The organism is Vibrio breoganii (genome assembly GCF_024346795.1).
GTDB classification, from domain to species: Bacteria; Pseudomonadota; Gammaproteobacteria; order Enterobacterales; family Vibrionaceae; genus Vibrio; species Vibrio breoganii.
The window spans coordinates 2,374,205-2,399,925 of the sequence record NZ_AP024864.1; the positions used below are offsets into that span (position 1 = coordinate 2,374,205).

Here is a 25,721-nt window from a genome sequence, read left to right on the forward strand (position 1 = left end):
TTGCCCCCTGACAAGATCAAGGAAAGATACTCAATCACTCACGAAAATCAGCCGAGATATTGTCCGGTCACAAGTTTACTTAATAGTGGATTTTTCTGCGTTTTTTCATCCAAATTAAGGGGTAAATCAAAGTATGAATTGAACCTGATTACTATAGTTAAATCAGTTGAATCGATTAGGAACTTGCTAGGAGATTATTATGATAAAAATTGTCGAGCTTATGACTCGCAACCCCTACACCCTGTTGCGTTCCAACACTCTGGCTGATGCTAAAAAGCTGATGGCAGAGCATGAGATTAGGCACGTGCCCGTTGTCGATGTTGATGATGAGCTATTAGGGCTAGTCACTCAAAGGGATATATTAGCGGCTCAAGACTCTAGCTTGCAGATTAACCCTGACAAAAGCGCGTATAACTTGGATACCCCTCTTAACCAAGCTATGTGTAAGAGTGTCATCACCGTAAGTCCTCACGCAGGATTGCGAGAAAGTGCAATGATGATGCAAAAGCGCAAGGTTGGGTGTCTACCCGTGGTCCAAAATAGCAAGTTGGTCGGCATTATTACTGACAGTGATTTTGTCGCTATTGCGATTAATCTACTTGAGCTTCAAGAAGAAGTTGAGCCCGTAGAGTCAGGAACATAAAAAAAGCCACATCATTGCTGATGTGGCTTATTCATTCTTCTATAACTGCGATTATTGCTGAGGGCGCATCGCAGGGAATAGGATCACGTCACGGATAGTGTGAGTGTTGGTAAATAGCATCGCTAGGCGATCAATACCAATACCTTGACCGGCTGTCGGCGGAAGACCGTGCTCTAGTGCTGTAATGTAATCAGCATCGTAGTACATTGCTTCATCATCACCGGCATCTTTCGCATCTACCTGCGCTTTAAAGCGCGCATCTTGATCTTCTGCATCATTAAGCTCAGAGAAACCATTTGCTACTTCGCGACCACCAATGAAGAACTCAAAGCGGTCAGTGAAGAACGGGTTGCTGTCGCTACGGCGAGCCAGTGGAGAGATGTCCGCTGGGTAACCTGTAATGAAAGTCGGTTGAATTAGCTGAGGCTCAGCCGTTTCACCAAAGATCTCTTCAAGAAGCTGACCACAAGTCCAGAATGTCTCTACTTGTACGTGTACCGATTTAGCGATGGCTACCATCTTGTCACGATCTTGTAGGTCTGCTTCTGTTAGCGCTTGGATCTCAACATGATCTGGGTTGTAGTGCTTGATCGCTTCAAACATACTCATGCGAGCGTAAGTGCCACCAAACTCAACGGTTTCTTCACCGTAAGGCATTGACGTTGAACCCAATACATCCATTGCCGCAGTGCTTAACATCTCTTCGGTAAGGTCCATTAGGTCCTTGTAGTCAGAGTAAGCTTGGTAGAATTCCATCATAGTGAATTCTGGGTTGTGGCGTGGAGATAGACCTTCGTTACGGAAGTTACGGTTAATCTCAAATACACGATCAAAGCCACCAACCACTAGGCGCTTAAGGTAAAGTTCAGGCGCAACACGCAAGTACATGTCGATATCTAACGCATTGTGATGTGTGATAAATGGACGCGCTGTTGCACCACCAGGGATCACATGCATCATTGGCGTTTCAACTTCTAGGTAGCCTTTTGAGCTCATGAAGTTGCGGATTGACGATACTAGCTTAGAGCGAATGATGAACGCAGAGCGAGAATCTTCGTTCACGATAAGGTCAACGTAACGCTGACGGTAACGCATCTCTTGGTCTGTTAGACCGTGGAACTTCTCTGGTAGCGGACGCAGTGCTTTCGTCAGCAACTCGTACTCTGCCATGTTCACGTAAAGGTCACCCTTACCTGATTTATGCAGCGCACCCTTAACACCAACGATGTCACCGATATCAAGGCCTTGGTATTTCGCTTTAAGGTCTTTTTGTACATCTTTCGCAGCGTATGCTTGGATGCGGCCAGAGGTTTCTTGAATTACCAAGAATGGACCACGTTTTGCCATGATACGGCCAGCAATAGCCACAACATGGTTAAGTTCTTCTAGCTCTTCTTTTGATTTCTCACCAAACTGAGCTTGAAGGTCACCCGCTAGGCTGTCACGACGAAAGTCGTTAGGGTGACCGTTTGCTTGACACTCCTTGCGGATTGAATCCAATTTCGCACGGCGCTCTGCAATCAGTTTGTTTTCATCAATTTGAACTTGGTCAGTCATATTTCACCCTTTTTACAGTCCAGACTTCAGGCTGGCTTCGATAAATTTGTCTAGGTCACCGTCGAGAACGGCTTGAGTATTTCGGTTTTCTACACCAGTGCGAAGGTCTTTGATTCGCGAATCATCCAGTACATACGAGCGGATTTGGCTACCCCAACCTATGTCTGATTTCGCATCTTCATTCGCTTGTTTCTCAGCGTTTTGCTTCTGCAGTTCAAACTCAAACAATTTAGCGCGAAGCTGTTTCATTGCTTGGTCTTTGTTCTTGTGCTGAGAACGGTCATTCTGACACTGAACCACAATATTAGTCGGTACGTGAGTAATACGAACCGCAGATTCAGTGGTGTTTACGTGCTGACCACCAGCACCTGAGGCGCGGTATACGTCAATACGAAGATCTGATGGGTTAATATCGATCTGAATGTTGTCATCAATCTCTGGGTAAATAAATGCAGATGCAAACGAGGTATGGCGACGACCACTGGAATCAAACGGTGATTTACGTACCAAACGGTGTACACCCGTTTCAGTACGAAGCCAGCCGTAGGCGTACTCACCAGAGATCTTCACTGTTGCGCCCTTAAGGCCAGCAACTTCACCCTCAGAAACCTCGATAACCTCTGTCTTGAACCCTTTAGCATCAGCCCAACGTAAATACATACGTAGCATAATGTTGGTCCAATCTTGCGCCTCTGTACCACCAGAACCTGATTGAAGGTCTATATAGCAGTCAGCGCCATCGTGGTCACCAGAGAACATACGACGGAATTCTAGCTTGGCTAGCTTAGCTTCAAGCTCAGCCAGTTCAGGCTCAATCTCGTCAAAGGTTTCTTGGTCTTCTTCTTCAACCGCTAGTTCAAGCAAGCCTTCTGCGTCTTCTACACCTTGATCCAATAAATCAATGGTTTCAACGACAGCTTCTAGTGATGCACGTTCTTTACCTAGCGCTTGGGCACGCTCAGGTTCATTCCATACATCCGGTTGTTCTAGCTCTGCATTTACCTCTTCTAGGCGCTCTTTCTTAGCGTCATAGTCAAAGGTACCCCCTCAGGACATTCGTGCGTTCAGACACGTCCTGTAGGCGGTTTTTAATCGGATTGATTTCAAACATCTTTGGCCAATATTTTGAATAGAAAATAACCGCGGAATTTTACTCAAAAATGTGACCAAGATACAGAAATATTTTGAAGTTAGTGGATATTAGGACGAGGAAAACTGAGCTGCCTTGTTAGGCAGCATCAATATGTTCAACCATAAGCTGTAGTGATTGGTTGCCTCTAAACTCATTGATATCAAGCCGATAGGCCATTTTGATCTTAGTGGTTGCAGGATCTGGCCAGCGACGCAGATCGACGTTAAAGGCAATCGCATCGATCATAATGTTGGTGGCATGAGATTTATGCAAAGGCTCAAGCATCAGCTTAAGGTGCTTCTCGCCCACCAACTTTTGATGCAACACCTTAAACTCACCATCAAAGATAGGCTCAGGAAAGGCTTGCCCCCAAGGACCACCATTACGGATTTCCATTGCGGTGTGCATGTTGAATTCTTCCGGTGTTAACTCTCCATCAGACAAGACAATACCCTTTAAGGCGTGTTCATCCACCTCATCTCGCACCGCTTGATCAAACAGCTCACTAAAGCGAGTAAAGTCCGTCTCTTTAATGGTCAAACCCGCAGCCATGGCATGTCCACCAAACTTTAGGATTAATCCCGGGTTTTGTACGTCAATCTTGTCTAAGGCATCACGCATGTGCAGCCCTTTGATTGAACGGCAAGATCCCTTAATAAAACCATCACCACCATCGGCAAATGCGATGACAGGTCGATGGAATTTATCTTTGATTCTTGAAGCAAGGATACCTATCACCCCTTGGTGCCAGTCACGTTGGAATAGCGTAATTCCATAGGGCATTTCTTGATCGGAGCTGAACTGCAATCGCTCACAAAAGGCGAGCGCCTCTTGCTTCATTCCCTCTTCAATTTCTCGGCGCGTGATATTAAGCGCATCAAGCTCAGTGGCCATACGTCTGGCGGCATGAATGTTATTGCACATCAATAGCTCTACGCCAAACGACATATCATCCAAGCGTCCAGCCGCGTTAATACGCGGCCCTAATGCAAAGCCAAAATCAGACGCCACCAAGCGGCTAGATTCTCGCTTTGATACCTCAATCAATGCCTGAATACCGGGACGACCTAGGCCAGCTCTAATGCGTTGCAGACCTTGATGTACCAAGATTCGATTGTTCTCATCCAGTGGCACCACATCGGCGACGGTACCTAGCGCCACCAAATCGAGCAATTCCGTCAGATTAGGCTCTGCCACGCCAGATTCAATGAACCAGTTTGTTTGGCGCATCAATGCTCGTAGCGCCACCATCAAATAAAAGGCTACGCCAACCCCGGCTAATGCCTTAGATGGAAAATCGCATTCATGAAGGTTTGGGTTCACCATGGCATCGGCTTCAGGCAATACATGCCCAGGCAAGTGATGATCGGTCACCAATACTTGAATGTTGTTTTGCTTGGCAAATCGCACCCCTTCGATAGACGAAACGCCATTGTCTACTGTCATGATGAGATCAACGCCCATCTCAATGGCTTGTTCCACCACCTCAGGACTTAAGCCATAGCCATCTTCGAAACGGTTCGGCACAAGATAATCAACATTGCTCGAACCTAGCATACGCAGCGCTAGCACTGACAATGCCGAAGAGGTTGCGCCATCCGCATCAAAATCTCCAACCACAATAATGCGCTTGTTCTCTTTAATAGCACTAAGCAACAGCTCTGCTGCCGCTTTGATGCCATGAAGCTTCTGTGGTGGAAGCAATCCTTTAGCGCCGCGCTCTAGTTGCACCGAAGACTCGATACCACGAGCGGCATAAATGCGTCGCATCAATGCAGACAGTGTTGTGGGCAGATTGGAAATATCAGCAGCGGGACGACGTTTAATCTCGATCATGGCTTCTTAGGTCTAGTAATGAGGAAGAAAAGCGCTGTGCTCAATGACAGCGCTTATAGAGGTTAGCCTTGTGATTCTAGTCGCTTCAGTAGGTCTTCAGGTGACAGATAACCGCCAACATTCATACCTTTTGAGGTATACACCGCGGGAGTACCTGACACGCCAATGGCTTTGCCTAATTGGTATTGCTCTGAAACCGTAGTTTGGCACTGCTGAATACTGTCGCTAGAAGCACTCACGTCTTCACCACGTAACTTGGCATCGTTCATCGCTTTAGCTGGGTCGGCGCTACACCAGATATTCGCCATGGTTTGGCCGATGTCACTGCGATCACCCGCTCTTGGGAACGCAAGGTAGCGCACTGTAATGCCCAATTTGTTGTACTCCGCCATTTGGCGATGTAGCTTCAAGCAATAGCCACAAGAAATATCCGTAAACACAGTCACAACATATTTTTCATTGTCTGCCTTGTACACGATCATTTCATCGCTAGCTTGGTCTAGTAGGCTCACGATCTTTGGGCCATTCCTCAGTGCAGCCACATCTTGGAAATTACCCTTATCATCGAGAGAGTACAATTTACCAGGAATAAAGTAATCGCCCGTTGGGGTTGCATAAAAGGTTCCCTGATTGGTGGTCACTTCTACCAATCCATCAACCTCAATAGATTCGATTTGCATTACGGATACACCGATTTTAGCGAATCGTTCCTTAATTTGAGCCTCGTTTAACTCTGTTGCACTCACACTAAAGGCAACCAAAGAGCACATAACCAAGCCGAAGACTCGACCTAAAATTTTCATACAATTTCCTACTAAATAATGAGTACAGCGTGTGAGCATAAAAACTGCACGATCACGCTCTTGGGTGATGTTGCTGATGGATCTGTTTCAATCTCTCTGTGGCAACATGAGTATAAATTTGAGTCGTAGATAAGTCACTATGTCCCAGCAACATCTGTACGACACGTAAGTCTGCACCATAGTTCAATAAATGAGTGGCAAAGGCATGTCTCATCACGTGTGGTGATAAGGTGTCGGTATCAATACCAGCAATCTGTGCATAGTACTTGATACGGTGCCAAAACGTTTGCCGTGTCATTTGGCGAGAGCGTTTGCTCGGGAATACAACGTCCGAGGAATTTTCTCCCATTAATTGAGACCGGCCTTGGGTAAGAAAACGTTCAATCCAATCAATGGCATTTTCACCCATGGGAACTAGTCGCTCTTTTCCCCCTTTACCGACTACTCGGACAACACCTTGGCGCAGGCTCATGTTTTCCATGGTCAGCCCTACAAGCTCTGACACGCGCAAACCCGTTGCGTATAAAAGCTCAAGCATCGCCTTGTCGCGAAGCTCTATCGGGTCATCGACATTGGGCGCATCAAGCAGACTCTCAACCTGTTGCTCGCTTATGTCCTTTGGCAACCGCTTTGGAAGTTTAGGTCTAATTAACAGCGCACTAGGGTCATCAGAGCGTATCTTTTCTCGATAAAGATACTGAAACAATCGGCGCATAGCAGACAACATTCGAGCACGACTGGATTGGGCAAAGTTCTTGTCCACCAGCCAGGCTTGATAATCTAATAGCTCTTGGTAACTGACGGAGGATAAATCAGATTTATTCTGCTCTAGCCATTGCGATAGCTTGCTTAGATCCAGTCGATAAGAGGCTAAGGTATTTTCTGACAAGCCCTTTTCCATCCAGATAGCATCTAAGAATTGCTCTATAAGATTCTGATTTAACAAGCTAAAAGTTCCAGTCATACCAATACAGTCACCTTAAAGTATACAAGCATTGGGCCGATTGCTAGAGGCGGGCACTGAAAGTTAGTAAAAATAAAGGTAGAATCAGCAACATGACCATTAGCTATAATTAAAATGATGAAAATAGGACTATTTTTCGGCTCTACCACCTGCTATACCGAAATGGCAGCAGAAAAAATTCGAGACATCATTGGAAGCGATATTGTAGATCTGCACAATGTAAAAGATACCCCACTCTCCCTAATGAACGACTATGAGTTTTTGATTCTAGGGATTTCCACATGGGATTTCGGTGAACTTCAAGAAGACTGGGGAGCATTATGGCACGACATAGATGGCGTACCGCTAACAGGCAAGCACGTCGCGTTATTCGGCTTAGGGGATCAAGAAGGATATGGCGAATGGTTTCAGGATGCGATGGGACTACTTCATCAGCAGCTTCAGCCAAGCAAACCTAACTTTATCGGCTACTGGCCAGTAGAAGGCTATGAATTCCAAGCATCAAAGGCACTCACCGAAGATGGCTCCAAGTTTGTAGGACTCGCACTTGATGAGGACTCTCAGTACGAATTCAGCGACGAACGCATCGCTTCTTGGTGTGAGCAGATCCTTGTTGAGTATGCTGACTCGCTGTAAATCAAAGCAGAAATAGAAAAAAGGAGGCATTTAAAATGCCTCCTTTTTTATTGGGTTTTCCCGTATCGAGATGCGTATTCTATCCTAAATGAATTAGGCTTCGGCTTGCTTCTCTATGTCCGACTGTTGTGAACCCGTGAATAGCATGCCAACTAAAGCCGCAGAGGTAGGCAACACCCAACCTAGGCCTAGTTCAAACATTGGCAAGAATTTGAATAGCGATACATCAAGTCCTGCCACTTTTGCAGCATCAATTAACGCGCAAATGAAAGCGATCATAAGTACAAAGCGATAGGCCAACTTTGGATTAGGTAACCATGGACGAACAAACGTCAGTGCGACCAAGGCAATCGCTATTGGGTAAAGCGCAAACAGTACTGGGACAGATAGCTCAATTAACTGCGCAAGGCCAACATTAGCCACAAGCGCACACGCACTGCCATTTACAACAACCCAGAACTTGTAGCCCAGCTTAGTGTTTTTGCTGAAGAAATCTGAACTCGCAGAAATCAAACCAACCGCTGTGGTTAAACATGCCAACAGCACAATAACCGAAAGAACCCACTGACCTTTATCTCCAAACAGCGCCTTCACATATTCAGCCAGAATAGCGCCGCCATTCTCAAGCCCTGCCGCAATACCGTTACTTGTCGCTCCTAGGTAGAACAGAGCGATATATACAAGGCATAAACCTACAGCAGCAATAACACCTGCCGCGATAAGGTAGCGTGCAACATCTTTACGCTCTGTCACACCCTTAGAATTAATCGCTTGAACAAGTAACATACCGAACATCAAGGATGCAAAGGTATCCATAGTTAGATAGCCTTCCAAGATCCCTTTAGTAAAGGGCTGACTCATATAGTCACCCTGCGCATGAATAATCGGACCTTGAGGGTTAAGCACTACAGCAACAGAAAGAGCAACCAAGCCAACAAACATGATAGGGGTTAAAACCTTACCAATAGTGTCTAGCAAAGACCCTTGAGCCCAAGCCAGTGCCATCGCAAGAACAAAGAAGGTAATAGAAAACAGAGCAAGGTGCAGCGTTCCCGGTTGAGAAACAAACGGGCGAATACCCATTTCATAAGCCACTAAGCCTGCGCGTGGCGCAGCAAATGCAGGGCCTATGATAATGAAAATTAGCGCTGCGATTAACAGAGCCACCTTCTTAGGAAGATCGCTAGTTAAATGATCCCATGTGCCACCCGCTGTAGCCACAGCAACCACCGTAATCAGAGGCAGTCCAGCAGCGGTAAGCAAAAAGCCTCCCATTGCAGGAATTAGGTTCTCGCCTGCTAATTGGCCGGCCATTGGTGGAAAGATGATGTTGCCAGCACCTAAGAAAAACGCAAATAGCATAAAGCCAAGTGCAACAATGTCTGAAATGGATAAGCTCTTCTTCAAAATAACCTCGAAGATAAATAGTTTGCTGGACGCGCTAATTCAGCGCCTCTATGATTAATTTTTATGAGAAGCATAATGAACAGGCCAATCAACAATCTCAAGCAAACGAGCTTAAACACCATATAGTTTCGGTTTTTTAACCAAACAGCAGTGCGTTAAACTGATTTAGACACACTAAAGCAGTGTTTCAAGCTAAACCAAAAACCAACAGAACACCCAGAAATAATAACAAAACCATTGCATACACCGCATTTGCATAAAACAAAGCACAATTTTCGTTACAAACAACCTAGGGTTCGATCTAGCCATGACGACAAAAACAAAGAACTTTCAGTTCAAGTCATTCTCTATTTGGGGGGGCAATAGTGGCATGCCAGTGAGCACCGATGGGGTGCTACTAGGCGCTTGGACAAATGTAAGTCGCAGCAACAAGCTTATTGATATTGGTACTGGTACGGGTTTGCTGGCCCTGATGTGTGCGCAGCGAAATACTGAACTGGATATTGTGGCTGTAGATATTGACCACTCTGCGATTGAAGCGGCGAAAACGAACTTTGACGCCAGCCCATGGGGAGCGCGTTTCCAGTTGCATCATTCGGATATCGTCTCCTTCTCGAAATCAAATAAGGCAGCATTTGATACCATTATCTGTAATCCCCCTTATTTCAATTCCGGTGAACAATCTTCTCTAACCACCAGAGCGACCGCCAGACATACCGACACCTTATCTCATCCAGACCTTCTAGACTCTTGTAAAGCGCTACTCTTAAGTAGCGGTAGCGCGAGTTTTATCTTGCCCTTAGAAGAAGCGAAGCAGTGTATTTTGCGCGCCACCAACAACGGTTGGCACTTGAGTCGCTTGTGTAAGGTAAAAACCACACACAACAAAGCTCACAGCCGCTATCTGTTTGAATTGCGATTGGATATGGATAACAGCGCTCCAACCGAAGAAACAGAGCTCATCATTCATAAAGGTGATGGCTATAGCGCGGAGTTTGTTGCGCTAACACAGAGTTTTTACTTAAAGATGTAAATAAGAGTGTGACGTGCGTCACCATTAAACTATAATACTTTCTTTTATCGTCCACCCGTTTGCGGAGCACTGCAGTGTTAAGAACTTTTGCTGAGTTAGATTTAGACCAATCCCTTATTAAAGCCATAGAAGAAATCGGCTTTGAAAGACCAACAAAAGTACAAAGTGAAGCGATCCCTCAAGCCCTGGACGGTAGAGATATCCTAGCTTCTGCCCCAACAGGCACAGGCAAAACCGCGGCTTTTGTACTTCCAGCGTTGCAATACCTTTTAGACTTTCCACGTCGTCGTGGCGGTCCAGCACGAGTATTGATCCTGACTCCTACTCGCGAGTTGGCGATGCAGATTACGGAGCAAGCTAAAGAATTAGCAAAGCATACCAGCCTTAATATTTTCACCATCACCGGTGGTGTTATGTATCAAGACCACGCTGATATCCTATCAACCACTCAAGATATTGTGGTTGCGACGCCGGGTCGATTGATGGAATACATCAACGCAGAGCGTTTTGACTGCCGTGCTATCGAATGGCTGATCTTAGACGAAGCTGACCGAATGCTAGACATGGGCTTTGGCCCAATCGTAGACCGACTGTCGAACGAGTGTCGCTGGCGTAAACAGACGCTATTGTTCTCAGCAACTCTTGAAGGCAAGGGCGTTGAAGGCTTCACTGAAGGTCTACTTAAAGACCCTGCAGAAATTGATGCACAGCCTTCGCTAAAAGAACGTAAGAAGATTCAACAGTGGTATCACCGTGCCGATGATGCGGAGCATAAGCTAGAACTGCTGAAGCACATCATCACCGAGCAAGCAGAAAGAAGCATTATCTTCTTGAAGACTCGTGAGCGTCTTGCAGAACTTCGTCAACAACTGGACAGCGCTCAAATCCCTTGTAGCTGGATCCAAGGTGAGATGCCTCAAGATCGCCGTAACAACGCGATTGCTCGCTTCCGTGATGGCCAAGTGAACGTATTGCTGGCGACCGATGTTGCCGCTCGTGGTATTGACTTGCCAGACGTTAGCCATGTAATTAACTACGATTTACCTCGCACCGCTGATGTCTACCTTCACCGTATTGGTCGTACAGCACGAGCAGGCAAAAAAGGTAACGCAGTATCTATCGTTGAGGCCCACGATCAGTCAATGATTGAGCGTGTTGAGCGCTACACGAAAGAAGCAATTAAAGAGCGCTTCATCAAGGAGCTTCGTCCTAAGCACAAAAAACCTGTGTTTAAGAAGAAGAAAAAGAAGCCCGCTGCTAAGACAGCAACCAAGGCTAAGAAAAAGAAGAAATAATACAGTCCCTGGCTCTTTGAGTCGGGGGTTTTTCTTTGTTACTCAATCACTAAGCTGCCATCTTCATTGAATTGCCAAAAATCGGCATGAGCTATTTCCCAATAATGCCCATCTGGATCTCGAAAATAACCGCTGTAACCACCCCAAAATACTCGTTGAGCAGGCTTAACCAGAGTTCCACCCGCTTTTACCGCCAGATCTAGGATCTCATCCACCTGATGCTGTGCTTTGGTATTGTGTGCGAGGGTCATCATTGGCGTTGGACTTTGATTGTCAGGGATATCAATGCCAATATCTTCCGCTAGTTTTTGCATGGGATAAAGGGCAACACAGACACCCGATGTTCTGAAGAACACGATATCTTGCTCTTCTGTATAACTGGAAGGAAAACCGAGCGCTAAATAAAAGGCGTGCGAACGTTTTAGATCTGATACCCCCAGTGTAATGATGCTTACTCTCGCGTCCATGGCTCTACTCCCATTAAAGTGATTCCCTTAGTTTAGGATCATCTTGAGCTTAACCACTGTGATTTGGTGAGTTTATAGAGGCAGTGCCAACTAAGGGGAGAATCAGTATCGAGTTTAGGGTGCTGGAAATCTCTGTCGGTATTGTGCATCCCTATCTTTTGCATTACTCGCTGAGACGGAAGGTTACTTAAGGCCGTTAAGCTATAGATAGTATCGAATTTAAGCTGTATGAAGGCATGCGCCAACACAGCAGCAGCGGCCTCTGGCGCCAAACCCTGCCCCCAGAACTCTTTCTGCAACCGCCAAGCAATTTCAACAAAGGGACTACCTAAAATGCCATCTTCAGCTGAACGTTGCTGTAAGCCCACCATGCCGACAAACTGATGAGTGAGTTTGCATTCTATCGCCCACATTCCCCAGCCTTGGCTGTCGAGTTCTTCAGACAAGCGTCGTACCGATTCTACGCTTTGCATAGGGGTCAGCGTATCAGGGAAGAATCGCATGACCTCAGGGCTCTGGTTCATCTGCACAAAGGCATCAAAATCCGTTGGCTTCCACGTTCTCAAAAGCAGTCTGGGGGTTTCAAGCATCATTAGACAACAAGCTTTAGGGGGTTAGGTCCTAGAAATCTAGAACCTCTTCCCTACTGCGCATCGCGCTTGAACACTAACTCTCTAGGGGTCGAATCGGTGTCACTAAAGTAGTAACCTGCGTAATCAAACTGCTTTAGAGCATCGAGGCTATCGACTTGGTTCTGAATAATGTATTTCGCCATCATGCCCCTTGCCTTCTTAGCAAAGAAGCTAATCACCTTATATTGGCCATTTTTCAGGTCTTTAAACACTGGAGTGATGACTCGGCCTTGCACATTCTTTGGCTTGACCGCTTTAAAGTACTCATTTGATGCTAGATTGATCAGAAGATCATCCCCTTGCTCAGCCAAGGCTTCATTCACTTTATCGGTGATCTTGTCTCCCCAGAAATGATACAGGTTACTGCCTCTATCATTGGCGAGCCTTGTTCCCATCTCTAGGCGATAGGGTTGCATAAGGTCTAATGGTTTTAACAGTCCATACAAGCCCGATAGCATGCGGAAATGGCTCTGCGCATAGTCAAAGTCTTGCTCACTGAATGTCTCAGCCTCAAGCCCGGTATAGACGTCACCCTTAAAAGCAAGGATCGCTGGGCGTGAGTTCTCGGGCGTGAAGGTTTTGCTCCACTCTTGAAAGCGTGCCACGTTCAGTCCTGCAATCTTATCGCTGACCTTCATCAAGCCAGAGATATCCGCTGGAGTTAGTTTTTTACACACCTTCACCAACTCTGCTGAATCAGCAATAAAATCAGGTTGTGTATAGCGCTCTGTCGCCAGTGGCGATTCGAAGTCTAGCGTTTTTGCCGGTGAGACTAAAATCAGCATACCAATGTCCTTTACTCGGGTTACTTGCGATATGTACTTAGGGTCTGTTGATCTTTTGAGGTTGTTTTTGTAGCGATTTGTTGGGTATTAATACAAGGCAGTCGCTTTTAGGTGTGGTGGTTCCACATGAAAAGTGACTAACGCGGTAGAAATGCCCAACAAAGCGCTACCCGAAGGGCTCGACCAGAAACCATTTACTCATCGTTGAGCGACTTTTGCTTAGATGACTAAGCGGCAAGTCCCTCGCCTTGATTAAATGACTTCTGGTCGAGCAAAATTCAATCGCAAAAGGTCAACAGACCCTAGAGTATAAAAAAAGCCGTGCTAAGTCAGCACGGCTCTTACTATTGTTTCAATCGGCGTTGTCGATTATTTGTTTCTTTCCACCTGAGCCTTAAGCTCTTCATGGTCGTCCCAGATACCCTCTTCTAGTTGAGAGTGAAGCTCTGGGTAGTCTTTAGCGTTAAAGGTTGGCACCTTGCCTGCTTTTAGCTGTTGGTTATAGTCTTTTGCCAGCTTCACTACGATACCAGACAGCAGCAGGATAGCCACCATGTTGACTATCGCCATCAAGCCCATAGAGACATCAGCCATAGCCCAAACCACAGGCAAGCTCGATACAGCGCCAAATAACACCATGCCCAGTACAATCACACGGAAGATGTTTAGACCCGCTTTGTGGTTGTGCTCAAGGAAGATAAGGTTTGTCTCAGCATACGAGTAGTTCGCAATGATAGAGGTGAACGCAAAGAAGAAGATAGCAACAGCAACAAAAATGCCGCCCCACTCGCCCACTTCTGCGGTCAACGCTCGCTGAGTGAGCTCGATACCGGTAATCTCACCGTGAGGTACGTACTCGCCAGAAACCAGGATAATCGCAACGGTTGCAGAACAGATAACAATGGTATCCGTAAACACGCCTAGCATCTGTACATAACCTTGTGATGCAGGGTGCGGTGGGTAAGGTGTTGCAGACGCTGCAGCGTTAGGCGCAGAACCCATACCCGCTTCGTTCGAGAACAAACCGCGCTTGATACCATTAATCATTGCTTGAGCAATGGCGTAACCTACGCCACCCGCAGCCGCTTCTTGCAAGCCGAATGCACTCTTGAAGATAAGAACCAATACGTCTGGTACTTTATCCAAGTTAGAGAACATAACGAATAGTGCTAGAGCAAGGTAAGCTAGAGCCATCACAGGAACGATAAGTTCTGCTGTGCGAGCAATCTTACGAATACCACCGAAGATAACGAATGCAGACAGCACTGCAACACCGATACCCACGTACATTGGTTCAATACCAAATGCCGTATTCATCGCGCTCGCTATTGAGTTTGCTTGAACTGAGTTAAACACTAGACCGAAAGCGATAATGAGGAAGATAGAGAACAATACCCCCATCCAACGCATTCCTAGGCCTTTTTCCATGTAGTAAGCAGGGCCGCCACGGTAGTTACCGTCTTCGTCTTTGGTCTTATATAGCTGCGCCAGTGAACTCTCAGCAAATGACGTTGCCATACCTAGCATAGCGATCAGCCACATCCAGAAGATAGCACCTGGGCCACCTACGGTTAGTGCTACCGCAACACCGGCCATATTACCGGTACCAACACGCGCGGCAAGACTGGTACAAAGTGCTTGGAAAGAAGAAATACCAGCTTTGTCGGCTTTACGACTGTTTTTTAGGACACTGAACATGTGACCAAAGTGTCTGAACTGAATAAAACCAAGACGAACGGTAAAGTAAATACCGCCACCTACAAGTAGGTAAACAAGGATTGACCCCCAAAGAAGATCGTTCATTAAATTGATTATGTCTGTCACATCAACCTCGTACTCAAATAGGCTCGATTAAGAGCAATGGAATGGTTACTACTCGGTTTTTTTATAATTTGACCTGAGTATTGTAGAAGGCAAACGATTACCCATACACCATTCTTCGAATTACATTTTTCGAGCGCATCATGCCGTCATCGACATCAGAAATCAAATTGCACACTTTTTCGTATATTTTTCATACAGCTATGTTATTTGCCAGTGTGAAATAGCCCTCATTGATGAACAAAAGCTTCACGATTGAGAAATAATTGCGAAACAGTTCAAAGATAAAGTGGCAATGTTCGTGGTAATAATGTCGGCAAGCTTGCTTAGCTGGTTAAAGGGTTTTTAACCCACGCTAGGTAATCGCTAGAAAAGTACTTAATTACAGTTAGAAGGGATAGCTTATGGATGGCTTGCAACTTGAAAGTATCTTTGAATCAGAAGAAAGTGGGACTCGAAGAGGTCGCTCAAAACCGGTAAAACGTAAGTGGCGTGAAATTGAAGCAATCAAAGATCGTCAGAGACTACAAAAGGAGTTGTTGGATTTGGACGTGTGCAGTGAATATCGCTTAGAAGACATTCAGCTGTAAAACGGATTCCCTTGAAAAACAAAGGATGGGTCTAACCCATCCTTTTTTATATCTGTCCTAAATACACTCTTCATCCGTTTGCTTGACTCTAGCAGCCAGCTGCTTGTACTTATCAGCAATGGTCTCACCAAACACAGGGTCATCTTCTTGTGCACCCCATTTTTTCTCAAGATATTGCCAATCTGAAGTACTAAAAGTTTTATTGATCAAAGGTAGAACTTCACGCTCCTCAAGATCCAGGTGTCGTTTTTGCTCTTGAATAAAGGTTTCCAGCTGCTGTGCAAACACATCCAAAGGAACCACAGCATCTTGCAATACCATTTCCACAACATCCAAAAACTCGTGCGTTGTCTTAGATAGGATGATGTGTTCGGCTTCAAGGTTGCTGATCTTATCTTGCTCGCCATACTTCTCAATAAAGTAATGATAAATAAGATCTTCTTTAGGATGGTGCGTTTTTTCAGAGTGATCGCAAAGATAATCAACAATCTCTTTTAACAAGGTATAGTTGATCGGTTCTTCACTTTTCAGTTGCGTCAGTTTCTTCCTCAAGATCGCGAGCAAGCGCACCATGTACCCGTGCTCGCGACGGATCCTTTCAATCATCATGATTCATCCCTCCATATCAATAACTGACTTAAGTTTAAGCAATTTTACCGATCTATGTTTTAGGGATACCTCAAAAAAGCGTCAAATTAGCGGTTGGGATAGGCCAGTTTATGCCGTTTTTGCCGTGTTGATCTAAATAACGGTTGGCTAAGGAAAAATGTCGACAACCAAAAAAGCCACGTCGAGCCGATAATGGGGATGGATGAGGTGAAGTGAGTATGCAGTGATCATCCGCATTGATGCTGGCCACTTTTTTCTGAGCGTGTGCCCCCCAAAGTATAAAAACGATATTTTTCTGCTGGTTAGCCAAATACTCAATGGCTCTTAACGTGAATATCTCCCAGCCACTTTTTGCATGAGAGTGGGCTTTGCCTTGTTCAACGGTCAGCACTGTATTCAGTAGCAGTACGCCCTGCTCTGCCCAAGACTTTAGATAGCCATGATCTGGCACCTCAAAGCCTTCAATGTCTTGTGAGAGTTCCTTATAGATATTGCGAAGAGAAGGTGGGATTTTATTACCCGGCAACACTGAAAAACTCAGACCGTGGGCTTGATTTGGGCCGTGATAAGGGTCTTGGCCAAGAATGACCACTTTAGTCTTCTCTATCGGTGTTTGCTCAAATGCGGCAAACACATGCTCCGGTGCAGGATAAATGGCTTTACCTGAAGCACGTTCTTCATCGATAAAAGCTTGTAGGGTTTGGAAGTACTCTTGCGAGCGCTCCTGTTCAATAAATGCTTGCCAACTCAATGCCGTCTTCTCTATCTCTTTGTCACAATAAAGAAGATATTGGCATACTGAGTCAGATTTAGGTATTACTTCTTTTTAGTACTGCGCTGAGGAGAGCGATGGTGACCTTGACCACGTTGACATGGACGAGCTTGAGGGAAGATAGATGTAAACATGGCACACTCCAATTCTATTTGTGACGGCTGTCACTTTAAGTAATGGAAGAAGCGTGCCAATAAAGCAAACAATTAGAAAAATAATTTAAAGTGCGAACGCTCGCAGGCTTTGAATCTCATCTTTCCATATCTCAGGCTCGATGGTTTCTAGGATCAGCGGGATTCCGTCAAAACGCGAATCCTGACAAATGTACTTAAAACAATCCCAACCGATTTCTCCAGCCCCCAATGAATGGTGTCGATCGACCTTCCCACCCAGTGCTATTTTTGAATCATTGATGTGCATTGCACGCAAATAGTGCATACCCACTACACGATCAAACTCTGCAAATGTCTTCTCACACGCCTCAAACGTTCTTAGGTCGTACCCAGCAACAAAGGTGTGGCAGGTATCGATACATACGCCAACACGGCTTTTATCTTCAACCTGTTCAATGATTTCCGCTAGATGTTCAAATCGCCAGCCGAGGTTAGTTCCCTGCCCTGCGGTGTTCTCAATAACCGCTATGACATTCGGTACTGCTTTGTGAGCAAGGTTGATGGATTCAGCAATACGCGCCAAACACTCTGTTTCTGAGATTTTCTTTAAGTGACTGCCCGGGTGGAAGTTCAATAGCGTCAAACCCAGCTGCTCACAACGCTCCATCTCATCAATAAATGCGGCGCGAGACTTCTCTAGTTTTTCGTCTTCAGGGGCACCCAAATTTATCAAGTATGAGTCGTGTGGCAGGATCTGCTCAGTTTTGAACCCTAACGCCGTGCAGTTTTTCTTGAATGAATCGATGCTTTTTTGCGTTAAGGGCTTAGCCACCCACTGGCGCTGATTCTTAGTGAACAAGGCGAAGGCGTTGGCACCAATTTCTTTTGCTCTAAGAGGAGCATTTTCTACGCCACCAGCGGCGGAGACATGCGCACCAATAAACTTGTTTGTCGACATAAAAAGTTCTCTTTATCTTCCAATTCTTGTCACTTACACCATGATATGCTCAACGCATACAGCAACAAATTTGATACAAATGTTGTTAAAAAACCACACAATAACGGCTAATTTCGCCAATATTGTTAAAGATCGAACTGTAAATCAATGAATTAATTATAACTTGATCATAGTCATGGAAAACACCTTAAAAAAAATATGGTTTTTAGTTGTTTTTTGACGTAAATCAATATTAAAATGGCAAACATGCAGTGAGCGATTGAAAAAGCTCCAAGTTTATCCGTAAATCGAACCCACATATGTGGCTGAGGAGAAAATTATGATCCAAGGAATTCAAATCACTAAGGCAGCTAACGATGAGCTTCTAAACTCTATCTGGCTACTAGATTCTGAAAAGAACGAAGCTCGTTGTGTTGTTGCAGCGTCTGGCTATGAAGCAGATCAAGTAATCCCTGCTTCAGATCTAGGTGACTACGAGAGCCGTGAAATCGCTATCGAAAAAGCACCTAAAATCGAAGGCGGTCAGCACCTAAACGTGAACGTTCTTAAGCGTGATACTCTAGAAGACGCTGTTAAGCACCCTGAGAAATACCCTCAGCTAACTATCCGTGTATCGGGCTACGCTGTACGTTTCAACTCTCTAACAGCTGAACAGCAAAAAGACGTTATCGCACGTACTTTCACTGAGTCTCTATAATCTAGAGCTTTAGTAAAAATGCTAAAAGCCTGGCAATTCACGTTGCCGGGCTTTTTTGTGTCTATTCATTTGCTATAGACACAAAAAACGGCGCCTGAGCGCCGTTTTTTTTATCTGCAGAAGATTACTGTACTTTTCTCAACACTGTTTTTAGCAGGTCAAAATCATTAGCAAGGTCTTCAGACAACAGGTCCATCGCAGCATGCTTTGCCAGAGGTCCTGGTAATTCAATATCAGTGCCTAGGATATCATCGACCACTTCTTTGAACTTCGCAGGGTGAGCGGTGCATAGGAACAGGCCGGTTTCACCCTCAGCAAGTTGCTCTTGAAGTGCACGGTAAGCAATCGCGCCATGAGGCTCACATAGATAGCCTGAATCGTGCAGCTCCTTCACGCTCGCGGCACTTTGCTCATCCGTTACGGCTGCACTACCAAGAGTATCTAATCCCCAGCCTTCGCGCTGACAAAGCTCTTCAATACGAGGCCAGTTATTGGGCTGGCTAACATCCATTGCGTTTGAAGTCGTCGCAACCGTTGGTTTTGGCTCCCACTTACCCGTTTCTAGGTAGCGTGGCACAGTATCGTTGGCATTGGTTGCGGCGATAAAGCGCTTGATTGGCAAACCTAAGGCTTTGGCAAGCAAGCCAGCTGTTAGGTTACCAAAGTTACCACTTGGCACTGAAATCACGAGATTTTCACGCTCTGACTTGCTCATTTGAGCAGCGGCTTCAAAGTAGTAACAGATTTGAGCCATCAAACGGCTGATATTGATTGAGTTCGCTGAGTTCAGGCCAATTTCTTGACGTAGAGCTTCATCATCAAATGCCTTCTTCACCAATGCCTGACAGTCATCAAAATCACCATCAATGGCAACAGTATGAATGTTCTTGCCAAGGGTACAGAACAGTTTCTCTTGAAGAGGGCTGATCTTGCCTTTTGGATACAGAATAACGACGTTGATATCCGCCATGCCGTAAAAGGCATGAGCAACCGCTGCGCCTGTGTCACCAGAGGTTGCCGTCAAGATAGTGATCTTGCCACCCTTAGAAACCGTTGCTAGTGACTGAGCCATAAAGCGACCGCCAAAGTCCTTAAACGCAAGAGTAGGACCGTGGAACAGTTCTAGTGCATACGTGCCATCTTTAACTGATTTGATAGGCGCTGGAAATTGAAATGCAGTGTCTACCATCTGAGAGACTTGAGACTCAGAAAGCTCGTCACCAATAAGCGCCGAAAGTATCTTACTGCTTCGGGTTACAAAGTCTTCCTCGAGCAACGCGTCGATGTTATCGAGTGCTGGGATATCAGTTGGAAAAAACAACCCTTGGTTGCGTCCTAACCCCTGACGAACCGCTTGTCCAAAAGAGACCTGCTCGTCATTTTCTTTGATGTTATACAGCTTCATAATTTACTTCCTGTTACTTTCGAGCCCTGCTGATCTATCTTGCAGATGTGCACGAATCCTTCATCATTTTGTACATAATTAACTTCAAGCCAAGATTTGACTCGCTCCGCAACCTCTAAACTATCACAGATAGTAAACATTGTGGGACCACTGCCTGAAATTCCTGAGGTCAGAGCGCCTGCGGTTGCCGCATAGCTGCGAGCTTCAGGGAAACCTGGCAATAGACGCTGTCTATAAGGTTCAGCAATGACGTCTTTGATCATCTTAGCGGCAAGCTCAGGTTGGCCTGAATAGCTAGCATGAATAAAACCAGCTAAATGACGCCCATGAGCGATGATGTCTTGTCTACGATATTGAGCCGGCAAGATCTCACGCGCGGCCGCAGTGGAGACATTGATGCCAGGATAAGCCATGACCCAGTACCAGTTGTCAAAACTCGGTACCTCTTGGCTGATAATACCAAGCTCCTCAACCATCAGCTGCACGCCACCAAGATAGCAAGGTGCGACGTTATCGTAGTGAACACCACCAGAAATTTCGCCTTCCATTTCCCCCATTAACGCCAACAATTCTGTTTCGTTAAGCGGATTGTCATGGAACTGATTCAGTGCATCCAATGCCGCGACAATAGAGCAAGCACTTGAACCCAGGCCTGAACCGATTGGCATGTTCTTTTCTAGGGTCATTTCAAGGTGACGCATAGGTTGTCCCTTGCTCGACATTTCACGAGCAAACACCTGCCAGCAGCGATAGACAATATTCTGTTTCGCATCAGCGGGTAGCTTTGCCACAAAGCGGCCCGCTGTTTTTAGTTCAAATGCAGATTCACCAACAGTGACCATCACTCGGTCACCAAGCAGTGTGCCATCAACTGGTGATACCGCAGCTCCCAGCACATCAAAGCCAACGCTCACGTTACCGATGGATGCTGGAGCGTAAACACAAACACTCTCTTTCATGTTTAGATCCCCAGTTTCCAGCCCAATGTACGCATAACATCAGAGAATACACCGGCAGCAGTTACCTCTGTACCCGCACCGTAGCCACGCATAACCAGTGGAATTGGTTGGTAGTAACGGCTATAGAATGCCAGGGCATTTTCACCATCTTTAACTTTAAATAGAGGATCGTCTTCATTGACTGCGGCAATCGTCACGCGACACTTGCCATCAACGATTTCACCTACATAGCGAAGTACCTTGCCTTCTTCTGCCGCCTTTTGCGACATTTCCGAGAAGTACGCATCAGCTTGAGGTAGACGCTCGACAAACTCTTCAATAGAGCCCGAATCATCAAAGCCTGGTGGTAGCGCTTGGTCGACAACAACGTCTTCAAGTTCTATGGCCATACCGGTTTCACGAGCTAGGATAAGAAGCTTACGCGCCACATCCATGCCTGATAGGTCATCACGAGGGTCTGGTTCAGTAAAGCCATTCTCCATCGCAACCTTAGTCGCTTCACTCAGTGTCATTCCCTCATCTAGCTTACCGAAGATGAAAGAAAGAGAGCCGGATAGGATGCCGTTGAACTTAACCAGTTCATCACCTGCATTGATTAGGTTTTGTAGGTTCTCGATTACCGGCAAGCCTGCGCCAACCGTTGTTTCATACATGAGTTTACGACGAGAAGAGCGCGCCACCTGACGAAGCTGATGGTAGTACGCCATGCTTGCTGTGTTGGCCTTCTTGTTCGGTGTGACGACGTGGAAGCCCGCTTGAAGGAAGTCAGCGTATTGTCCTGCAACATTCTCACTTGAAGTACAGTCCACTAATACAGGGTTGATGATGTGGTTACGCTGAACCATTGCACTTAGCGACGCTAGGCTGAACTTCTCGCTAGCATTGCTCATGCGGTCACGCCAATGCTCAAGGTTTAGGCCTTCACCGTCGAGTAGCATGCCTTGGCTGTTTGCTAGAGCACACACACGAATGACAATGCCTTTCTTGGCAAGTTTCTGCTGCTGACGAGCCACCTGATCCACCAACTCACCGCCAACACCACCTACGCCAACAACAAATAGGTCAAGGAAATGCTTAGAGTTAAATAGGTTTTCATGACACGCCTTGATCGCCTTAGAGATCTTATCTTCAGGGATAACGGCTGAGATTGCGCGCTCAGAAGAGCCCTGAGCAATAGCGGTAATGTTCACGTTCACCTGAGTTAATGAGGTGAAGAACTTAGACGCGACACCGCGAGAGGTGCGCATGCCATCGCCTACCAGCGTTAAAATAGCCACGTCATCAATAAACTCTACAGGCTCTAATAGGCTGTCTTTCAACTCTAGCTCAAACGCTTCTTCAAGTACTGATTTAGCTCGCTGACGATCCGCCGCTTCGATACAGAAACTGATGCTGTATTCTGATGAAGACTGCGTAATAAGAACAATAGAGATACCAGCCGAAGACATAGCGCCAAATACGCGGCTCGCCATACCTACCATGCCCTTCATTCCTGGACCTGATACGTTGACCATTGTTAGCTCATTAAGGGTAGTAATACCCTTGATGTCCAGATTGTCTTCGCCAGTGTCTAGGCCAATTAAGGTGCCTGCACCTTGTGGATTAAAGCTGTTCTTAATCAGACATGGGATATGGAACTGAGCAATAGGAGCAATGGTCTTTGGATGCAAAACCGATGCGCCAAAGTAAGAAAGCTCCATCGCTTCTTGGTAACTTAGAGATTTTAATAGGCGTGCATCTTCTACGAGGCGAGGGTCACAGTTGTAGACACCATCAACATCTGTCCATATTTCACAGCAGTCTGCACGTAAACATGCAGCCAATACTGCCGCTGAATAATCAGAGCCATTACGACCTAGTGTCACTAGTTCACCTTTTTCATTGCCGGCAGTAAAGCCAGGCATTAGGTGCACTTGCCCTTTTGGAAGTGGCGATTGAACAAAGTTTTGCGTTGAGACTTCGACATCAACCATAGCTTCAAGGTGATCACCTTTAGCATATAGGTATTGAACTGGGTCTATCAGACCTGCTGCTTGACCTTTCGCTTCAAGAACCGCTCTCATTAAGCGAATAGAGACTTTCTCACCCTTACTGATAATGCGAGCATTAACATTGTTTGGGCACATGCCTAAAAGCTTGATGCCTTGAACAAACTCAACCAGATTATCTAGAGACTCCTTAACTTGAGCCTCAAACTCTGCCAGTTGGATGTTAGGTAGTTCTTTCTTTATCTCATTAGACAACTCAGTAAAAGAGTTACGCAGCTCTTTGATTTGTAGCTCAGCGTCTTGCTTGTTTAAAGCGGCTTCGATGATCGCTACCAGCTTGTTGGTGGTTTTCCCTGGAGCTGACAGCACGACTGCTAGCTCTTCCTGATCCGCATTATTCGCAATGATGTTCGCCGCTCGCAAAAATCTATCTGCATCCGCTAGCGAAGATCCTCCAAATTTCAATACTCGCATTCCATTCTCCCTGAGCTAAAAATTGTAAAAAAAAAGGCCTGTATCTGGTGGGATACAGGCCTTTTTTAAAAAATGTTTCTTTCAGCAGCCTGCCCCAACACTCGTGGTGCTGGTAATAATCATTCGGGTAATCAGGCTACGTGTATTCATCAGTATGTTTTAATCAATCTATTTTCTGTGTCTGGCTCTAGAATTACCTATTTTGCTTTAATTCGTCAACGACAAATTAACAAAACAGATTAATTTTTCATTTTTGGTAATAAAAATGAGACTACAGCCGTCACATAACAGCATGAAAAATTTAGCTAAAAAAAGGAAATGCACAATATTGCATAGACTAGACAGACAAATTATAACTAACAGATTGGAAAATCGTCTTTTCTCCATCCATAATTGATACTCTTCAAAGGACTGATTAGGAGGCAAAATGCGATTGAATCTTCGTACTGCGATGCTGTTTGCTGCGCTAGTTGCCTCTTTGTTGCTGACCACATTTGCTCACGCTGCGTCCGATTTTGAAAACGAAACAGAGTACGATGCCAGCGCCGCCTCTCTTGGCTCTCGCTCCCCTCACCGACTATTTATGTCAGCAGACTCCACCTCTGGTGAGCAGTTTGATGAATGGCGAATGGACACTGGGTATGCCTACTCAGTTCTCGATAACATAGATTTATATGTCGCAACCCGAATATCAAACTCAGGTGATAATCAGCCCAATAGAGGCTTTCTCAGCGGTGTTAACTATCAGTTCAACCAAAAACTGTCTCTTAACAGTGCCATTTATACCGCATCAGACTCCAGTGAAGAGAGCATTGCAGACTCCATGGGGGCTGAACTATCAGGTAAATATATGCTTACCGAGAGCCTTAACCTGAAAGCAACGCTCGATTATGAAGACTGGCAAAGTGCCATCGAAGTGAAGCTAGGCTTCAGTTTTTAAAGATTTCTTATACATGATTTTTACACCTGCGTAACTACGCCCCCTTTAAGTCACACGATGAAACGCAGTTCTGTAACTTAGTAACAGCGAATATAGAGCTACATCACGGTTTTTCACTGCCTTTTCGAGACATTGTTAAAAATATCGATTGATTTAAATCAATAAAGTGAAATAAATTAACAATGACCGATTGTTAGAAAGCTGTTAAGTCGGTATGATGCGCAACTAATTTGGCTAAGAATGAAAGATACTTACGGACTTATAGGTATCTTAGAGAATTTCCAAGGAGGGGGACATTGAGGTTCAAAAGGTCATAAGTCGCATCAATATGTATGCACAAAATGATTACCTTAATGTTATTTTTTTGCCTAGAATTTATATATTTAAAACCCATTACACATAGTTTAGGTAGAGCCAATGCAAACCCCTAACATTCTTATTGTAGAAGACGAACAAGTTACTCGTAGTACCCTCAAGAGCATCTTTGAAGCTGAAGGATACAGTGTATTCGAAGCTATCGACGGCGACTCTATGCATCAAGTGATCTCTGAGCACTCAGTAAACTTGGTGATAATGGATATCAACCTACCAGGTAAAAATGGTCTACTTTTGGCTCGTGAGCTAAGAGAGCAGGCGAACGTTGCACTTATGTTCTTAACAGGCCGTGACAACGAAGTTGACAAAATTTTGGGTCTTGAAATCGGCGCTGATGACTACATCACTAAGCCTTTCAACCCTCGTGAACTGACTATCCGTGCTCGTAATCTTCTATCTCGTTCAATGAATGTGAGCAAAGATGAAGAAGAAAGCAAAAACGTTGAGAAGTACACTTTCAACGGTTGGGTTCTAGATATCAATAGCCGCTCTTTGGTTAATCCAAATGGCGAAGGCTACAAGCTACCTCGCTCAGAGTTTCGTGCCCTACTTCACTTCTGTGAAAACCCAGGCAAAATCCAAACTCGTGCAGAGTTGCTGAAGAAGATGACTGGACGTGAGCTGAAGCCACACGACCGTACAGTAGACGTAACTATCCGTCGTATTCGTAAGCACTTCGAATCGGTTGCTGGTACTCCAGAGATCATCGCCACCATTCACGGTGAAGGCTACCGCTTCTGTGGTGACCTAGACTAATAGTCGATTTTATATTGATTATAAAAAAACCCAGCGAGCGCTGGGTTTTTTCGTTTCTGGGCTTAGCAAAGCTT

Annotated in this window: 24 protein-coding genes; 8 read left to right on the plus strand and 16 right to left on the minus strand. The window is 45.5% G+C overall.

Annotated elements, in window-relative coordinates; all coding sequences use genetic code 11:
* Window positions 1–199 precede the first annotated feature (199 nt).
* Window positions 200–643, plus strand: coding sequence for a CBS domain-containing protein (locus OCU35_RS11020; RefSeq protein WP_017031277.1), 444 nt, complete (start codon window positions 200–202; stop codon window positions 641–643).
* A gap of 51 nt (window positions 644–694) precedes the next feature.
* On the opposite strand, the gene lysS is transcribed toward OCU35_RS11020, so the two are convergent.
* From lysS to xerD, 5 genes are all read right to left on the minus strand, one after another.
* Window positions 695–2,200 carry a lysine--tRNA ligase gene (lysS, locus tag OCU35_RS11025; protein ID WP_102334348.1) on the minus strand — a complete coding sequence of 502 codons (1,506 nt, stop codon included), beginning with the start codon at window positions 2,198–2,200 and terminating at the stop codon, window positions 695–697.
* Between the two features lie 12 nt (window positions 2,201–2,212).
* A protein-coding gene (gene prfB / locus OCU35_RS11030) for a peptide chain release factor 2 (RefSeq protein ID WP_102322210.1) occupies window positions 2,213–3,311 on the minus strand; the annotation gives its coding sequence in 2 pieces (ribosomal slippage) (window positions 2,213–3,235 and window positions 3,237–3,311; 1,098 coding nt in all).
* Between the two features lie 117 nt (window positions 3,312–3,428).
* Window positions 3,429–5,168, minus strand: a complete 1,740-nt coding sequence (gene recJ / locus OCU35_RS11035; protein WP_261825362.1) for a single-stranded-DNA-specific exonuclease RecJ — start codon at window positions 5,166–5,168, stop codon at window positions 3,429–3,431.
* Between the two features lie 62 nt (window positions 5,169–5,230).
* Entirely contained in the window at window positions 5,231–5,971 is a 741-nt protein-coding gene (gene dsbC / locus OCU35_RS11040) for a bifunctional protein-disulfide isomerase/oxidoreductase DsbC (RefSeq protein WP_065209476.1), read from the minus strand.
* A 52-nt stretch (window positions 5,972–6,023) separates the two neighbouring features.
* Window positions 6,024–6,935 (minus strand): site-specific tyrosine recombinase XerD, encoded by a 912-nt coding sequence (gene xerD / locus OCU35_RS11045; RefSeq protein ID WP_017243565.1) that lies wholly within the window; start codon window positions 6,933–6,935, stop codon window positions 6,024–6,026.
* 117 nt (window positions 6,936–7,052) lie between these two features.
* Here xerD and fldB point away from each other — a divergent pair, with 117 nt between their 5' ends.
* A complete protein-coding gene (gene fldB / locus OCU35_RS11050) occupies window positions 7,053–7,571 on the plus strand; it encodes a flavodoxin FldB (protein ID WP_026026340.1) in 519 nt (172 codons plus the stop codon).
* A 93-nt stretch (window positions 7,572–7,664) separates the two neighbouring features.
* Here fldB and brnQ read toward each other — a convergent pair whose 3' ends face one another.
* A complete protein-coding gene (brnQ, locus tag OCU35_RS11055; RefSeq protein ID WP_017031283.1) occupies window positions 7,665–8,978 on the minus strand; it encodes a branched-chain amino acid transport system II carrier protein in 1,314 nt (437 codons plus the stop codon).
* A 307-nt stretch (window positions 8,979–9,285) separates the two neighbouring features.
* On the opposite strand from brnQ, the gene OCU35_RS11060 reads away from it, so the two are divergent.
* Together OCU35_RS11060 and srmB are read left to right on the plus strand one after the other, a co-directional pair.
* On the plus strand, window positions 9,286–10,011 hold the full coding sequence (locus OCU35_RS11060; RefSeq protein ID WP_102454699.1) for a tRNA1(Val) (adenine(37)-N6)-methyltransferase: 726 nt from the start codon (window positions 9,286–9,288) through the stop codon (window positions 10,009–10,011).
* Window positions 10,012–10,085: 74 nt separating this feature from the next.
* Window positions 10,086–11,306, plus strand: a complete 1,221-nt coding sequence (gene srmB, locus OCU35_RS11065; RefSeq protein ID WP_017026883.1) for an ATP-dependent RNA helicase SrmB — start codon at window positions 10,086–10,088, stop codon at window positions 11,304–11,306.
* A gap of 38 nt (window positions 11,307–11,344) precedes the next feature.
* On the opposite strand, the gene OCU35_RS11070 is transcribed toward srmB, so the two are convergent.
* The 4 genes from OCU35_RS11070 to OCU35_RS11085 all read right to left on the minus strand — a co-directional run bounded on the left by OCU35_RS11070 (window position 11,345) and on the right by OCU35_RS11085 (window position 15,014).
* Window positions 11,345–11,773 carry a VOC family protein gene (locus OCU35_RS11070; protein ID WP_261825363.1) on the minus strand — a complete coding sequence of 143 codons (429 nt, stop codon included), beginning with the start codon at window positions 11,771–11,773 and terminating at the stop codon, window positions 11,345–11,347.
* Between the two features lie 38 nt (window positions 11,774–11,811).
* Complete coding sequence (locus OCU35_RS11075; RefSeq protein WP_261825364.1) at window positions 11,812–12,366, minus strand: GNAT family N-acetyltransferase; 555 nt, start codon at window positions 12,364–12,366, stop codon at window positions 11,812–11,814.
* A gap of 50 nt (window positions 12,367–12,416) precedes the next feature.
* Window positions 12,417–13,190, minus strand: a complete 774-nt coding sequence (gene yaaA, locus OCU35_RS11080) for a peroxide stress protein YaaA (protein WP_261825365.1) — start codon at window positions 13,188–13,190, stop codon at window positions 12,417–12,419.
* 369 nt (window positions 13,191–13,559) lie between these two features.
* On the minus strand, window positions 13,560–15,014 hold the full coding sequence (locus tag OCU35_RS11085; RefSeq protein ID WP_026026043.1) for an alanine/glycine:cation symporter family protein: 1,455 nt from the start codon (window positions 15,012–15,014) through the stop codon (window positions 13,560–13,562).
* A gap of 401 nt (window positions 15,015–15,415) precedes the next feature.
* On the opposite strand from OCU35_RS11085, the gene OCU35_RS11090 reads away from it, so the two are divergent.
* The gene (locus OCU35_RS11090) at window positions 15,416–15,601 is read left to right on the plus strand and encodes a DUF3545 family protein (RefSeq protein WP_017026878.1); all 186 of its coding nucleotides are present in this window, start codon (window positions 15,416–15,418) and stop codon (window positions 15,599–15,601) included.
* 57 nt (window positions 15,602–15,658) lie between these two features.
* Here the strand turns inward: OCU35_RS11090 and OCU35_RS11095 are convergent, their stop codons facing one another.
* The 3 genes from OCU35_RS11095 to nfo form a co-directional block, all read right to left on the minus strand.
* The gene (locus tag OCU35_RS11095) at window positions 15,659–16,210 is read right to left on the minus strand and encodes a hemerythrin domain-containing protein (protein WP_102376575.1); all 552 of its coding nucleotides are present in this window, start codon (window positions 16,208–16,210) and stop codon (window positions 15,659–15,661) included.
* Window positions 16,211–16,280: 70 nt separating this feature from the next.
* Window positions 16,281–16,961, minus strand: coding sequence for a uracil-DNA glycosylase (gene ung / locus OCU35_RS11100; protein WP_102460237.1), 681 nt, complete (start codon window positions 16,959–16,961; stop codon window positions 16,281–16,283).
* A gap of 240 nt (window positions 16,962–17,201) precedes the next feature.
* A complete protein-coding gene (gene nfo, locus OCU35_RS11105) occupies window positions 17,202–18,053 on the minus strand; it encodes a deoxyribonuclease IV (RefSeq protein ID WP_261825366.1) in 852 nt (283 codons plus the stop codon).
* Between the two features lie 319 nt (window positions 18,054–18,372).
* Here nfo and grcA point away from each other — a divergent pair, with 319 nt between their 5' ends.
* The gene (gene grcA, locus OCU35_RS11110) at window positions 18,373–18,750 is read left to right on the plus strand and encodes an autonomous glycyl radical cofactor GrcA (RefSeq protein ID WP_017026874.1); all 378 of its coding nucleotides are present in this window, start codon (window positions 18,373–18,375) and stop codon (window positions 18,748–18,750) included.
* A 124-nt stretch (window positions 18,751–18,874) separates the two neighbouring features.
* On the opposite strand, the gene thrC is transcribed toward grcA, so the two are convergent.
* From thrC to thrA, 3 genes are read right to left on the minus strand one after another with little or no spacing between them, the layout of a single operon-like run.
* Window positions 18,875–20,155 (minus strand): threonine synthase, encoded by a 1,281-nt coding sequence (thrC, locus tag OCU35_RS11115; RefSeq protein ID WP_017026873.1) that lies wholly within the window; start codon window positions 20,153–20,155, stop codon window positions 18,875–18,877.
* Complete coding sequence (gene thrB, locus OCU35_RS11120) at window positions 20,152–21,114, minus strand: homoserine kinase (protein ID WP_017026872.1); 963 nt, start codon at window positions 21,112–21,114, stop codon at window positions 20,152–20,154. Before thrB ends, thrC begins: the two co-directional genes overlap by 4 nt.
* A gap of 2 nt (window positions 21,115–21,116) precedes the next feature.
* Window positions 21,117–23,576 carry a bifunctional aspartate kinase/homoserine dehydrogenase I gene (gene thrA / locus OCU35_RS11125; protein ID WP_065209468.1) on the minus strand — a complete coding sequence of 820 codons (2,460 nt, stop codon included), beginning with the start codon at window positions 23,574–23,576 and terminating at the stop codon, window positions 21,117–21,119.
* Window positions 23,577–24,003: 427 nt separating this feature from the next.
* Here thrA and OCU35_RS11130 point away from each other — a divergent pair, with 427 nt between their 5' ends.
* Together OCU35_RS11130 and arcA are read left to right on the plus strand one after the other, a co-directional pair.
* Window positions 24,004–24,516 carry a hypothetical protein gene (locus OCU35_RS11130; RefSeq protein WP_017026870.1) on the plus strand — a complete coding sequence of 171 codons (513 nt, stop codon included), beginning with the start codon at window positions 24,004–24,006 and terminating at the stop codon, window positions 24,514–24,516.
* 417 nt (window positions 24,517–24,933) lie between these two features.
* Window positions 24,934–25,647 carry a two-component system response regulator ArcA gene (gene arcA, locus OCU35_RS11135; protein WP_017026869.1) on the plus strand — a complete coding sequence of 238 codons (714 nt, stop codon included), beginning with the start codon at window positions 24,934–24,936 and terminating at the stop codon, window positions 25,645–25,647.
* The last annotated feature ends 74 nt before the right edge of the window (window positions 25,648–25,721 follow it).